At 34.8% G+C, this 14273-nt stretch carries 10 protein-coding genes and 1 CRISPR repeat array (1 of these 11 cut by a window edge); of the genes, 7 read left to right on the top strand and 3 right to left on the bottom strand.

All coding sequences use genetic code 11. The features are described 5' to 3' along the window. A CRISPR array of direct repeats spans nucleotides 1–331; the repeat unit is 28 nt; unit sequence TTTCTAAGCTGCCTATGCGGCAGTGAAC (it extends 597 nt beyond the left edge of the window). A gap of 725 nt (nucleotides 332–1056) precedes the next feature. Next, nucleotides 1057–1932: a leucine-rich repeat domain-containing protein gene (locus INT04_RS03555; RefSeq protein WP_193014777.1), complete on the top strand. Its 876-nt coding sequence runs from the start codon at nucleotides 1057–1059 to the stop codon at nucleotides 1930–1932. Nucleotides 1933–2088: 156 nt separating this feature from the next. Here INT04_RS03555 and INT04_RS03550 read toward each other — a convergent pair whose 3' ends face one another. Next, a complete protein-coding gene (locus INT04_RS03550; protein ID WP_226893952.1) occupies nucleotides 2089–2556 on the bottom strand; it encodes a hypothetical protein in 468 nt (155 codons plus the stop codon). Nucleotides 2557–2804: 248 nt separating this feature from the next. Beyond that, entirely contained in the window at nucleotides 2805–3392 is a 588-nt protein-coding gene (locus INT04_RS03545) for a histidine phosphatase family protein (protein WP_193014775.1), read from the bottom strand. Between the two features lie 495 nt (nucleotides 3393–3887). Here INT04_RS03545 and INT04_RS03540 point away from each other — a divergent pair, with 495 nt between their 5' ends. Further along, the gene (locus INT04_RS03540) at nucleotides 3888–5438 is read left to right on the top strand and encodes a methyl-accepting chemotaxis protein (RefSeq protein ID WP_193014774.1); all 1551 of its coding nucleotides are present in this window, start codon (nucleotides 3888–3890) and stop codon (nucleotides 5436–5438) included. A gap of 160 nt (nucleotides 5439–5598) precedes the next feature. On the opposite strand, the gene yafC is transcribed toward INT04_RS03540, so the two are convergent. Continuing rightward, a complete protein-coding gene (yafC, locus tag INT04_RS03535; protein ID WP_193014773.1) occupies nucleotides 5599–6498 on the bottom strand; it encodes a DNA-binding transcriptional regulator YafC in 900 nt (299 codons plus the stop codon). A gap of 263 nt (nucleotides 6499–6761) precedes the next feature. On the opposite strand from yafC, the gene INT04_RS03530 reads away from it, so the two are divergent. From INT04_RS03530 to INT04_RS03510, 5 genes are all read left to right on the top strand, one after another. Continuing rightward, on the top strand, nucleotides 6762–7922 hold the full coding sequence (locus tag INT04_RS03530) for an MFS transporter (protein ID WP_193014772.1): 1161 nt from the start codon (nucleotides 6762–6764) through the stop codon (nucleotides 7920–7922). 1748 nt (nucleotides 7923–9670) lie between these two features. Further along, nucleotides 9671–11197 carry an L-lactate permease gene (locus INT04_RS03525; RefSeq protein WP_193014771.1) on the top strand — a complete coding sequence of 509 codons (1527 nt, stop codon included), beginning with the start codon at nucleotides 9671–9673 and terminating at the stop codon, nucleotides 11195–11197. 120 nt (nucleotides 11198–11317) lie between these two features. After that, nucleotides 11318–12037: a (Fe-S)-binding protein gene (locus tag INT04_RS03520; RefSeq protein ID WP_100159049.1), complete on the top strand. Its 720-nt coding sequence runs from the start codon at nucleotides 11318–11320 to the stop codon at nucleotides 12035–12037. A gap of 12 nt (nucleotides 12038–12049) precedes the next feature. Continuing rightward, nucleotides 12050–13471 (top strand): LutB/LldF family L-lactate oxidation iron-sulfur protein, encoded by a 1422-nt coding sequence (locus INT04_RS03515; protein WP_193014770.1) that lies wholly within the window; start codon nucleotides 12050–12052, stop codon nucleotides 13469–13471. A gap of 1 nt (nucleotide 13472) precedes the next feature. Then, on the top strand, nucleotides 13473–14177 hold the full coding sequence (locus INT04_RS03510; protein ID WP_193014769.1) for a LutC/YkgG family protein: 705 nt from the start codon (nucleotides 13473–13475) through the stop codon (nucleotides 14175–14177). The last annotated feature ends 96 nt before the right edge of the window (nucleotides 14178–14273 follow it).

The raw sequence follows: 14273 nt of genomic DNA, 5'->3' as shown, positions 1-14273 counted from the left end.
TGTTTTCTAAGCTGCCTATGCGGCAGTGAACACTAATGGCAACTTGAAGGCTTGTTTGTGTCATTTCTAAGCTGCCTATGCGGCAGTGAACTAACTCGTCGAGTTCGTTATCACCGTGATCAATTTCTAAGCTGCCTATGCGGCAGTGAACTTATGCAGGTCGAATTTATGATGCATCTGTTATTTCTAAGCTGCCTATGCGGCAGTGAACGGAAGAGGACTCAAAAGGATTGCTTGTTCGAGTTTCTAAGCTGCCTATGCGGCAGTGAACTACCCGACAAAACAGGAACCCTTGCCCTCGTTTTTCTAAGCTGCCTATGCGGCAGTGAACAATAGCATTATCACAAAAAAACAAGCTACAGCAAAGTGTTAATAAGGTTTAACTACTTTTACCTTATTAAAAGTGCCTGCATATAGCTTGTTGTTTTTATTACGATTTTAAAAGAGCAAAAAATAAAGGGTATAACCTTTGAATACTTAGGTTAAAACCAAGGTACAAAAACCTGCTTTCCTTTTTCTTTCTGGCTCAATTCATAGTAAGAACATGTGTTGATATTATCCAATTGCAAACTCGACTTATCGTATTGAATAAAAAGCATAAATTTATGACATAGCTGAGATTCAGAAGATGTTGATAAACTTTGCACATTAATACAGGGCCACTTACTTTCAGCTGAATTTTGCTCAATTGATACTCAAAGTTCCGTGCGTATAATACACCATGATTTTATGCTAAGTAGGACCTTCTAATTACGTTAAACAGCGCTGGTGCAATTTGGGATTATGGCGTATAAAACAGGTCTATTCTCTCACATCACTTGGTATTGGTTTTACAGATTCAATGTGTATGTAATCACTCAATCACTACAACCATTCGCCATACCTAAACGTAAAAGTAACTCTTCGGCCTCTGTAAACAAGCCCCATTAATCCCCTAAAGGAAACCTTTTATCTTCATATTCATCAAAAATACTGCATACTTGCTTTAAAATGGCAGCGGTATAATAAAAAACAAACTAATAATGTATATAGATGGTTTAATAAAGGAAAATATCAATGTTACATCAGCACTCAACATCAAAAGCAGAGTTAAACGTAGACTCAGCAGACCATAAAGAAATAGACTCCTTTATTACATCACCTTTTCTTTATACCGTAATTAGTGCTTATGATAACAAATTGACACGCTTTCCTTTATCTATTCTTAAATGTGAAAATCTCAATGTTCTTAACCTATCTTGTAATCAACTAACTCATATTCCTATTGAAATAGAAAGATTGACTCAATTAAAAATGCTTGATTTAGGGCACAACAAGATCAGCCACATTATTGATGAAATAGGAAAATTAACAAAATTACAATTTCTTTATTTAAGTGATAATGGTATAAATCAACTACCTGATGCGTTATCAGAGTTGACTAAATTAGTCTATTTAAATGCGACTGATAATTATTTAAAAGAAATTCCTAAAAGTTATACAGCCTTAAAAGCAATTAAAGAATTACGCCTCTATAATAACCAAATTACTGATATATCAGGGGCTATCTCACATTTAATCAATGCTCGTGAAATCCATTTAATGAATAATCAGATTACTGAAATTCCTGATGATATTAACCACCTAGAACAAGTGAGAATATTAGATTTTAATAATAATAAAATTAGCTCAGTTTCACCTAATATCGCCAAACTAAAAAATATTACCACACTAAATCTTCGATTTAATCAATTAACTCAGTTACCTAATGAGATTGGAGAGATATCCTCAATCCAATATATTGATTTACGTGCCAACCAGCTTTCAACATTACCAGAAAGTATGATTAATTTAACGCAACTCACCAAACTAGATTTACGATGGAACAACTTCACCACAGAACCAATAATAATAAAAAAATTAAGAGACAATGGATGTGTTGTTTTTATATAAATACTGACTAACTCTTATGTAAAGCCAAATAAAATAATTAATGCTATGCACTTTTTAAATCTATTTTTGTATAATCTCAGAAATTGTTTTTTAAATTAATTATCACTATTTCCCATCAGCGATGGACATATTACCGAAAATAAATATAAGTAACAGTTAAGGATTAAATGGTGTGAACTGATAATCAACAATATATGAACCAATAGGACCCGTTTTTGTTGTGACCCACACTTTATCGACGCCGTTCTGAGTTTCTAATTTTGCACTATTGATGCAAAATAATGTCCATCGAACAGTATAAGTTTCTTTTATCCATATACCATATTCACATCGACCAAATCTATTGGTTCTAGGGCCTGGTGATATAATTTCATATTCTGTTTGATAGCGAATTGTATTGTTTGAAAGTAAATACGTAAGTATATCGAACATGGGAACGATTAACATAAAACCAGCAAATCCAGCCGAGAGAAAATGTTTAAATGCGAGCTTTATCGGACGGCGAAAAATACTCCAAATCCCCCCCATCATTCCTAGAAAAACAGCAAAAGTGATAGAAATAGTCCATTTTGGAAACCATTCAAACATCACGACTCTCTGGTGTAAACTTATTGACCAAAACATGTAAGCTATCCAGATACCTGAAGGAATAAAAATAAGAAAAATAGGCAGTGATTTTTTATTGCTATTTTTACTATATGATTTGAATTGATAGTCCATATAAACCTTATATCGGCTGAAATAATCTTTCGTCGAACATTCGTCCATGAGTTTCATGTTTAAAATTTATTTAATACTTAAAAAACCATAAACCATAAACCATACATGCCTAGATTATAATAAATGCTAGTTTGAATAAATAAATAGCAAACCTAAGGTGTATTACCACAAATATCCGAAACGCCATTTAACCCTTGTTGTCTTTGTTCAAATACAATACTTTTCTTATCGCCATCTCGGATTATTTTTAAGATATAGATACTATCAAAATCACGACTCTTCCATTTAGGAATTAATTTAGGATCGCCCCCTTCTCGTTTCATGATATCTCTCGCAACTTTAACTAAATTATCATGCTCCCATGCAATAAAAATAATTGAATTTTCATATTGCGGGCTCAGAAGCGCTTCACGTAATTCTTTTATCTCTTTAGCATGATATTGAAGATGAATAGGTAACGACGTTTCAATAGCGATAGGCGAAATGGTTTGGAGGGAACGCAATGAATTACCTAATTTATTTTGCTTAGGTGCAGCAGCAAATAATACATCCGGCTTGCCAAATTGATTGATAAGCACACTAGGTAAAGCGAGCGATCTATTTAATCCTTTACAGGTCAGTTGCCCACTTTCATTATCAGGCTTTTCACCATGTCTTATAAAAACCAGTGTTTGATCTGAATATGCCATATGACTGAATCCTAAAATAAACGCACTCAAAAATATCAATACACTGCGCATACAGCGTTACCTTTAAATCAATTAAGTATAAGAAATATGGGAAGCTAAAACACACCAGCTTTGACCTAATTCAAGCCACTCAGTTTATCATAACCAACAATATTTCAGAGGAGATATCATCTAACATTGCATGAATTAAACCATCAGCTATCACCATTTGTCTCCCTTTCTCTTCTTCCTGTCCTCTGAATTTAATTAACAAATATTAAAGCCAGATAAACAATGGTTAACAAAAAATAAAGGATCTTATTAATATTCATTACTTATCTTTCAATTTTATAAAATTGAATGAAACTCAAACACTAAGCACATTTAGATAAAAAAAGTAAGGAGATCTCTTTTTTACACTAAAAATAGTGTGTTAAAAATCAATGCAAGCCTTTTTATCTGTCTTTATTTCATTTAATGACTAAAGTTCTGCCACTGCTTACCGATACTGTCTGTTCTTCAATAAGTTACTAATACTTATTAATTATTATTTATCCAGGGTTAAGCATGTTCTTTAAAAATATTAAAATTCGTACAAAGTTAACTATCGCATTTGCAACATTTGTGATGTTAATTATGTTGGGTTCTAGTTTCGCATTAATGGGGTTAAATAGTGCGAATCAAGATATTCATGATGTCGTTGATGATATCTATCCCGCCACAGTCAAAGCCAATTTACTGATTAATAATTTCAATGAATTTATTATATTTCAACAACTCACTATGCTTGATGAGCAAGGCAGTTTAGCTTCTGAGCAAGAGAGTAAAAAAGCCGAGATCACCGCTAAGGTTGCTCAATTACTTAAAGAGTTAGAAGAAACCGCACACGATACAGAGTCAAAAAAAATATTAGCAGAAGTTTATGATATCCGGCAGCAATATATAACTTCTCAAAACTTTGTGGTGAAAGCGTTTAGTGAAGATAATAAACAAGCGGCTGTTAATGAGCTAATTACTAAAACTGCCAGTATTCAGCTTAAATATCGCAATAAAATATTAGAATTTATCGAATTACAAAACCAAAAAATGAATAATGCAGGCAATGCAGTTGAACAAGACTTTGCTGAAAAGCGTGTATTTTTAGTTTTATTAACCATTGTTAGCATTATTATTGGCAGTATCTTGGGATGGTTTATTACTAAAGGAATTACTCGTCCATTAGATCAAGCGATAAACTTTGCTAAAGCGATAGCAAACGGTGATTTAACACAAAACGTTAATACTAATTATCATGATGAAGCCGGAATTTTATTGCAATCGTTAGCAGAAATGAAAACACACCTATTAAGTGTCGTACAAGAAGTACAAAATGGAGCTGAAAGTATTTCATCTGCTGCAGAACAAATTACTGCAGGCAGTCAAAATTTAGCAGCAAGAACAGAAGAACAAGCGACCTCTGTGGAAGAAACCGCAAGCTCAATGGAGCAAATGACCTCAACGGTTAAAAATACCGCTGGGCATACTCATGATGCCATTGACGTTGCTGAAAAAACAGAAATCGCGGTACACCATAATGGTGAAATGATGCTTCAGTTGACTGAAAAAATGAGAGCGATTAATAACTCTTCATCTCAAATGTCCGATATTATAAACCTAATCAATGCCATTGCATTCCAAACAAATATTCTTGCCCTTAATGCGGCGGTTGAAGCAGCAAGAGCGGGTGAACACGGTAAAGGTTTTGCCGTTGTTGCCAGTGAAGTTCGGTTATTAGCCCAAAAAAGTGCAGACTCTGCAAATGATATACGCGCACTTATCGAGAATTCATCAACTCAAACACAAGAAGGGATGGCGTTAGTTGAACAAGCTGGATTACAAATCCAAAAAATGATCACCGATGTTGAAGAAATCAGTGCATTATTACGAGAAATTGGACAAGCCAGTAATGAACAAAGTGATGGAATTTCACAAATCAACAATGCAATAAGCCAATTGGATTCAACAACGCAACAAAATGCAGGATTAGTAGAAGAATCTGTAGCAGCCGCAGGTTCACTGAATGAACAAGCACTGAATCTTAATAACTTAGTGAATTACTTTCAGATTAACCGTCATTAATTCACGCTTGTATTCACTTATTTAAAAAGGTCACTTAACGGTATAACGTCGTGACCTTTCAAATCAGTATTATTCTATCGTGCCCTACATTGCTGTCGCGATAAGTCTTCATTTAAATACTGCGTTATACCCTTTACAATAAACGTCAAGATTATCTTGTTTATAGCTTTAACGTTGCAGATAAATACTGCGTTAAGCTATCAATAAAAACTCTAATGCGTTGACTAACTACCCTATCACTATAATAAACTACGTGAAATGGCCATGATACGGGCTGTAATTTATCCTCAAATAATTCAATTAAATTACCCTCTTGAATATCCTTATTTAGCATAAAATCAGATAAACAGGCTATTCCCTCACCATTAACACAGAGCCGTCTTAATGTTTCTCCGCTATTTGATGATATTCCTTCAATAACATTCAGTAATGTTCCTTTCTCAACCTCTAAAGGCCAAGTATTTAATGTAGCCGGCTCTGTAAACGTTAAGCAGGTATGATGAGACAGATCTTCAACAGAATGAGGTTTACCGTAACGTTTTATATAAGCAGGAGAGGCAACAATTTTGCGATAACTATTAAATAAAGGGCGAGCACGTAAACTTGAATCCGTTAATTGTCCTACACGTATCGCAACATCCACTTTACGCTCAATTAAATTGACAAAGGTTTCAGAAGAAACCAATGAAAGAATAATATTGGGATATTGTTGGCGAAAAATAGAGATAAAAGGGATCAAAAGGTGCAAAACAACAGGAGTTGCCGCATCAATACGCAATAGGCCTTTAGGTGAATTTTGTGCGCCATGTAATTCATTTTCAATTGCCTGCATCTCTTGCAAAATAACTTTCATTCTTTGAAAGTACAATTCGCCTTCTGCCGTAAGGCTAATTTGGCGAGTCGTTCTATTAAGCAAATTAACACCCAGTTTATCTTCTAATTTTTTGACTGTTCGGCTTACAGCAGAGTTGGCAAGATTTAATTTATCGGCTGCTTTTGTAAAACTTTTATGTTCGACAACTTCAATAAATATTCGGGCCTCTTCAGAGGTTGCTTTCATTTTTCAAATCCTACAATACAGATCTTCATCTCAGATAGTTTAGATAATAAACGGGGATCACAGGAATATAAATCTCTTTCTTTTATTCTGATAAAAAGACTATTTCATTTAAAATCAGCGAACTAACATAAAACACCACAATAAACTATTGCTATTAACGCAATAGTTTATTGTTTTTTACCTTATTTATTGCTCTTAATTATCTAATTACACTCTCAGCATATTTATTTTTGAGCCTATGGCTCTTCTTGTTAGGGATCACGATGAAAACATTTCTTCCCTTATTAGCACTTGCTACTGGGGCTTTTGCGATCGGCGCAACTGAATTTACACCAATGGGGTTACTCCCCAATATTGCTGCAGGGTTAGATATTTCAATCACAACAGCCGGTGGATTAATTACAGGTTATGCCATAGGTGTAATGATTGGTGCGCCAATTATGACATTAGGTTTAGGCCGATTAACTAAACGTCAGGCTTTAGTCTTCCTGTTATTGCTCTTTATTGCAGGTAATTTATTCGCTTCACAAGCAGACAGTTATTGGGGACTAATGGTAGCAAGACTAATAACAAGTCTTAATCACGGTGCATTTTTTGGTATCGGCTCTGTGGTCGCGGCAAGCTTAGTTGAAAAACAGAAACAAGCGGCAGCTGTTGCGGCGATGTTTATGGGCTTAACACTTTCAAATTTAATCGGTGTGCCTTTGATTACTTGGGTTGGTCAGCTTTATGGTTGGCGTTTAGCATTTATTCTTATTTCAGGATTAGGTGTTGTTACATTAATTGGGTTATTAATGCTCCTGCCTGCTATCCCTAAAGGAAATAAGCCCAATATCAAATATGAGTTAAAAGTACTCACTCGTTTACCCGTTGTTTTAGCCTTGCTGACTACAGTGTTTGGCGCATCAGCACTTTTTGCTCTGTATACTTATATTGCACCTTTTTTAATTCACATCGTCCATGTCAACGAAAATGATGTTGCCATGTTACTTGTTGTGATTGGATTAGGATTTACAGTAGGTAATTACTTAGGGGGTAAGCTATCAGCAAATGGAATAGACAAAACATTAGTGATATTTTTTGTATTACTGATTTTATCTATGGTTATTTTACCCTTAGTTTCAAGTAATTTAACGTTAACCGTGGTCACTTTATTTATTTGGAGTGTAGCAAGTTTTGCGCTTGTTCCCCCCTTACAAATAAAAACAATGCAAATAGCACATGATGCACCCGGTTTGGTCTCTTCAGTTAATATCGGTGCGTTTAATTTAGGTAATGCCATTGGTGCCGTTATTGGAGGGATCGCTTTAAAATATAGCTATAACATAGTGCCTTTAAGTGCAGCTTTAGTTGGTATTATTGGTTTATTACTGGTTTTCTCTCAATTTAAAATGAAAAGAGACCCCGAAAAATGCCTAGCCTAGCCGATTAGTACCGAATCAGAGATAAATAAAAAGAGATCAAGTTCACAATTTGCTCTCTTTTTTTGTGTGTAATAATATCAAAAATAAAATACATACAATTATCTCAATATTAGACAAAACATTCATAACACTGACTTGATTTTAGAAAAAAAGTACAACCTCAAATGTTAAATCCTAAAACATCGCTAACATAATCGCTAATTTTTGTTATCAAAACGGGGTCATTTGATGATGAAAATAATCTTTTCACTATTAATATACCCATAATTAATTATCTACAACAAGATCATTAATTGTGAAACAAAGGCTGATAACGAAAAAGAAAGAAAAGAAGTAACCGTTGCTTTCCCTAAAAGAAAATATCTCGTTAAAGATTATTACGTAGTTAAAACCACACCGATTATCTGTACATTCATTTTCAGTCGTCTTTTTTTACCTTAAATATTTGTATGACAATTACCAAAGCGAAATTTATACCTACTCAAAAAACGAACCGATCAACCTCAAAAATATTTCATTTTTTCTCTTTTCCTTAAAGAAACTATTTAGACATACAAAAACAATAAAAAATTGATTTAATAAAGTATTTTCTATTATTAAAAATAAATACATTCCCTATTTTTGTTATAAAAAAATAAAATTATACATTTTTGTCTATATGATTAAGATCACTAAAAGTATGTCATCACCTTAGTATCTTTAAAAAGAAGCATTCTCATTTATTATTTATTTTCATCACCAACTCTTTGTTATCTTTTTGATTTGTATTACAAATAAATAAACGATAAAACCGAGTTATTACGCGACGTAAGCACCAAGAAGAAGTTAATCATTGATGATAAATTCACATTGAATTTTATTTAAACATTTAATATAAAAATATAAAATAAGTATAATTGAAAATTATTAAATAAAATAAAACAAAACAATAATTAAAATAAAATTCAGTAAAATAGCCTCTTCAAATATAAATAAAAAATAAAAAACAAAAAATAAATAAAGACAACATTAAAAAAACAAACTAACAAATAATAAAAAAGACAAAAAATAATTAAATAAAAATAAATATAAAAAAAACACCACATAATATAATCACATTGAGATAAAAATAATGACAAATAAAACATAAAACTTATAAACAATAAAATTAAAACAATTTAAAAATAATTAAATAAAAAATAAAATATAAATAAGAAATAAATAAAATAGAGATTTTATTCTATTTACCGAAAAAATAATCGCAAAGAAAATACATTAATTTATTTTATATATCATCATGCCAATTATAGTAACCTTAACCATAGAAAATGATATTTAATGCTTATATTCACTTTTTTATTATATGACTAAAACCATTAATGTTGCTCTTTTTTTCAGCAAAAACCAATTTAACAACAACATTCATAAATCAATTACATTGATGAACATCAAAAAACACAACAATTAACAAGCAAATAATGAGAAAAAAGGAATTTTTTTATATTTGTCACACAATTGATTTTATTCTATTACATCTCAATAAATATTCCCTACAATAGCCAACGAATCTAACCTGACAATTTCCTAAGTAATGATACCTCTCATTGTTTAGGTTAGTAACTATCTTTTTTTATTTATGATTTATCGTTTCAGCAAAGTAGAGCATTAATAAAACCTAGTACCCTACACAATTATATAATGACCAATTTATAGGTTTGCCAACGCAGTTATAAACGATAAAAATTGCAAACTTAAGGATAAAAATAATCATGTCAGACTATCTATCTTTCTTATTAGGTATTGTGCCTTTAGCCGTTTTGATTTTTATGATCTTAAAAATGAAATCAGCCGTTCACCATGCCGTACTTGTTTCTTTAGTTATAACGGTCGTACTTGCTATTTTTCATTGGAACAACACCCTTCAATTTACGTCAGTCTCTGTACTTTATGGCGCAATAAAAGGGTTGTGGCCTATCATTATCGTGATCCTTGCTGCCATTTATAGCTATAACCTAATGTTAAAAACAGGTGGCATGGAGGTACTTAAAGATGTACTTGCTGGAATAAGCGATGATAAGCGAGTGCAAGTTCTGCTTATTTCATGGTGCTTTGGTGGCTTTCTTGAAGCGGTTGCGGGTTATGGCACTGCGGTTGCCATTCCTATTGGTATTTTGATTGCGCTTGGATTTGATCCTTTTAAAGCCGCTGTTGCCTCTTTAGTTGCCAACACTGTTCCTACTGCTTTTGGTGCAGTGGGTATCCCAGTTTCTATTTTGGCGCAAAATACGGGGCTTGATGTATTAGTGTTGAGTAAAACCATTATTATTCAGTTGGGATTATTCAATATTCTGTTACCTTTCGTTATTGTCGCCATTGCTGGTGGCGGAATTAAAGCCATTAAGGGTGTCGGATTTATTACGTTAATGTGTGGTATCAGTACACTGATCCCTCAATATATTGTTGCGGCTAATCTAGGTGCTGAATTACCCGCGTTTGCAGGTAGCTTAGTTAGCTTAATTGTGGTTATTTTCCTTGCTAAACGCATGAAAAATAGCAGCGATAAGAAAAAAGCCATTAAAAAACATACTAGTAAAGAACTGTTAGTAGCAAGTTCTATTTATTTATTCACTTTTATCTTTATTTTAGCGTGCTCTCCACTTTTTCCCGCTATCCAAAGTATGGCTGGCGCAATTTCAACTAAAATTCCATTTATCTTAAGTGAAACACAAACGGAATATCAAACTATTGCTTGGTTAAGCACTCCGGGTGTATTGATTATTCTCGCTAGCTTTGTGGGTGGTACCATTCAAGGGGCCAGTGTTTCAACACTTATCTCTGTACTTGTTAAAACCACTATCCAACTCAAAAACTCTATTATTGCTATCACTGCCATTGTGGCAATGGCAACGGTTATGGATTTCAGTGGCATGATTGGCAGTATTGCTGAAACCTTAGTCGATTTTACAGGTGCAGGATTTATCTTTATTGCCCCTGTTATCGGCGCATTAGGAACATTTGTAACCGGCAGTGACACTAACTCCAACGTGCTGTTTGGTAAGTTACAAACCAGTGCTGCTGCTAAACTGAATATTGATCCCTTTATTCTGGCTGCCGCCAATACCTCAGGTGCAACGGGCGGTAAGATGATCTCACCTCAAAGTATCGCCATTGCTGTTTCAGCGACAAAAATGGATGGTCAAAGCAGTGCCATTATGCGTGAAACTTTAAAATACTGTATCGCCTATATCGTTATTCTTGGGGCGAAGATCGGCATTATTTATCACCTAATGAACTAATTAATCAGGAAAAGGGAGTGAGCCTATTCCATTCTCTTTTCCTCTTATAACGAAGCAATAAAAAGAATTTTATCTTTAGTAAAAATGACAACATCTGAGCGATGTTTTGGAGTTCGATTAATGAAAGTTAATTTTTATGCGACCTGTCTTGGTGATGTGCTGAAAGCAGATTCAGCTCGAGACACCGTCTTGTTACTTGAGAAATTAGGTTGCGAAGTGCTATTTCAAGAGCGTCAAGGTTGCTGTGGTCAGCCTGCGCTAAATAGCGGTTATGTCAATAATGCAAAACCGGCCATGAAATCGTTAATTGAAACATTGGAAGTGAATGACTACCCCATTATTTCACCTGCTGGCTCTTGTACTTATGCGATTAAGGGCTATCCAACTTATCTTGCTGATGAACCACAATGGGCATTGCGAGCACAAGGTGTCGCAAACCGCCTTATTGATTTAACGAGTTTTATTGTTAACACCTTAGGTGTTGTTGATGTTGGTGCTCGCCTTCCAGGTAAAGCGGTTTATCACCCATCATGCAGTTTAACCAGAAAACTGGGTGTTGTTAGTGAGCCTTTAACACTGTTAAAGCATGTTGAAGGCCTTGAAATGTTACCTTTTGCTAACTCAGAAACGTGCTGTGGTTTTGGTGGAACATTTTCGGTGAAGATGTCTGAAATTTCAGGCGAAATGGTAACTGAAAAAGTAAAACACATTATGGATGTGAGTCCTGATTATGTCATTGGTGCAGATACAAGCTGCTTAATTAACATACAAGGTCGCCTCAGTCGTGAAAAGCGTCCTGTAAAAGTGTTGCATATCGCACAAGTTTTAATGAGCCAATAAGGAGGCCTGCTTATGTCTATCAAAACCAGTGATATCGATTTCAGACCTCGCTTAGAGCATGAAATGAAAGACACCATCATGCGTAATGCCGTTGTCATGGCACAAGAACGCATTGGGGCCAACCGCCAAATCATGGTTAATGAATTGGGTAATTGGGAAGAATGGCGAGATCGTGCTGAACAAATCCGTAACCATGTTCTTGAAAATTTAGATGCTTATCTTTATCAGTTATCTGAAAAAGTGATTCAAAACGGAGGTCATGTCTATTTTGCTAAAACGGCAGAAGATGCCTCACGCTATATCTGTGACGTTGCCAAAAAGAAAAATGCGAAGAAGATCGTAAAATCTAAATCAATGGTTACCGAAGAAATAGGGATGAACAAAGCCTTACAAAATGAAGGTATTGAGATCATCGAAACTGACCTTGGTGAATATATTCTTCAATTAGATAACGATCCACCGTCACATATTGTTGTACCTGCAATCCACAAAGACCGTTATCAAATTCGTAAAGTCTTAAATGAAAAACTCAATTATGAAGGCAGTGAAACGCCTGAAGATATGACACTTTTCATTAGACAACGCATAAGACAAGATTTCCTGTCTGCTGATATTGGCGTTACAGGTTGTAACTTTGCGGTTGCTGAAACAGGTACCGTTTGCTTGGTCACCAATGAAGGTAACGCCAGAATGACCACTACGTTACCTAAAACCCATATTGCTGTCATGGGCATGGAACGTGTGGCTCCTACCTTTGAAGAGGTTGACCCGCTAATCACCATGTTATGTCGTAGTGCGGTAGGCTCACGTTTAACCAGTTATAACACTTGGGTAACAGGCCCCCGTGAAACAGGTAATGTCGATGGCCCAGAAGAGTTCCATTTGGTGATTGTAGATAATGGCCGTTCTGAAATTTTAGGCTCACAATTTAAAGATATTTTACGCTGTATCCGTTGTGGTGCTTGCCTTAATACGTGCCCTGCTTATCGTAATATTGGTGGCCATGCTTATGGTTCAATTTATCCAGGTCCAATTGGTGCGGTCATTTCTCCACTACTAGGGGGTTATAAAGATTTCCACGATCTTCCTTACGCTTGTTCATTATGTAATGCATGTAATGTGGTTTGCCCAGTCAAAATTCCTTTAGCTCAGTTAATTTTAAAACATCGTCGAGTGATGGTTGAAACCGGTTTAACACCGAAAGCAGAGCGCAGAGTCACAGGTATGTTTAACTACCTCAATTCACACCCTGCACTTTGGAAAGTGGGAATGAATGTTGGTGCGAAAATGGCGGGGTTAATGATCAAAAATGGTTCTACACCAATCAAAATCAGTGTTCTTAATGATTGGATGGAGTCACGAGATCTCCCTAAACCGGATGGCTATAGCTTCCGTAGTTGGTTTAAACGCCATAAAGCAGAAGGAAAAAAATAATATGTTAAACGAACAAAACCGTAATGAGTTTTTGCAAACTATTGCTGAAAAATTAGGGCGTCCAATTGCGCATAAACCGCAACCACAACCAACTCCAGTGAATAATTTAGCTAAAACACGTTTAGCTAATCTGAATCAAGATGAATTGTGCAAAGAATTTACCGATTTTGCACAAACCCAAATGGTGAAATGTGTTGTTAGTAAACCAGAAGAGCTCATCAATAGCTTAATTGATCTCTGTGAAAGCTATGATTGTAAAGGCTCAGTGGTAATAAATGGTGATGATCGCCTAAATGCACTAGGTGTGACAAAAGCGATCAGTGAAAAATACGAAACCTATATTTGGGATCCGGAACTGGGGCGTGAAAATATTATTCATGCTGAACGCTCTCAAATTGGAATTGTATTTGCTGAGGCAGGCTTAACTGAGTCAGGTGGGATTGTTTTATTTTCTTCGCCCGAAAAAGGACGAGCGGTTAGTTTATTACCTGAAACGTCCATTGTTATTCTGCGTAAAAGCGATATTTTGCCTCGTGTGGCTCAAATTGCTGAACGTTTACATAAAATGGCGCAAGAAGGCGTAAGAATGCCGTCTTGTATCAATTTAATTGGGGGTGCAAGTTCAACAGCAGATATTGAACTCATCAAAGTATGGGGGGTTCATGGCCCTGTTCATGCGGCTTATCTTATTATTGAAGATTGCTAACTCAATATAAAATAACGTAATAATGATAACAAAATAACTTACCGTCAGAGTCAATAAATTGACTTACAAATCAAACCCAAAAGATAGGTTAATGGC

Source organism: Proteus sp. FME41, assembly GCF_014897315.1.
In the GTDB taxonomy this organism is placed as follows: domain Bacteria; phylum Pseudomonadota; class Gammaproteobacteria; order Enterobacterales; family Enterobacteriaceae; genus Proteus.
Note: the sequence above shows the minus strand (reverse complement) of the source record. Positions and strands in the feature narration are given on the sequence as shown.

Coding starts and splice junctions, on each gene's coding strand:
- INT04_RS03515 (WP_193014770.1), top strand. CDS start 12,050: ATGTCTATCAAAACCAGTGATATCGATTTCAGACCTCGCTTAGAGCAT.
- INT04_RS03555 (WP_193014777.1), top strand. CDS start 1,057: ATGTTACATCAGCACTCAACATCAAAAGCAGAGTTAAACGTAGACTCA.
- INT04_RS03530 (WP_193014772.1), top strand. CDS start 6,762: ATGAAAACATTTCTTCCCTTATTAGCACTTGCTACTGGGGCTTTTGCG.
- INT04_RS03510 (WP_193014769.1), top strand. CDS start 13,473: ATGTTAAACGAACAAAACCGTAATGAGTTTTTGCAAACTATTGCTGAA.
- INT04_RS03545 (WP_193014775.1), bottom strand. CDS start 3,392: ATGCGCAGTGTATTGATATTTTTGAGTGCGTTTATTTTAGGATTCAGT.
- INT04_RS03525 (WP_193014771.1), top strand. CDS start 9,671: ATGTCAGACTATCTATCTTTCTTATTAGGTATTGTGCCTTTAGCCGTT.
- INT04_RS03540 (WP_193014774.1), top strand. CDS start 3,888: ATGTTCTTTAAAAATATTAAAATTCGTACAAAGTTAACTATCGCATTT.
- INT04_RS03520 (WP_100159049.1), top strand. CDS start 11,318: ATGAAAGTTAATTTTTATGCGACCTGTCTTGGTGATGTGCTGAAAGCA.
- yafC (WP_193014773.1), bottom strand. CDS start 6,498: ATGAAAGCAACCTCTGAAGAGGCCCGAATATTTATTGAAGTTGTCGAA.
- INT04_RS03550 (WP_226893952.1), bottom strand. CDS start 2,556: ATGTTTTGGTCAATAAGTTTACACCAGAGAGTCGTGATGTTTGAATGG.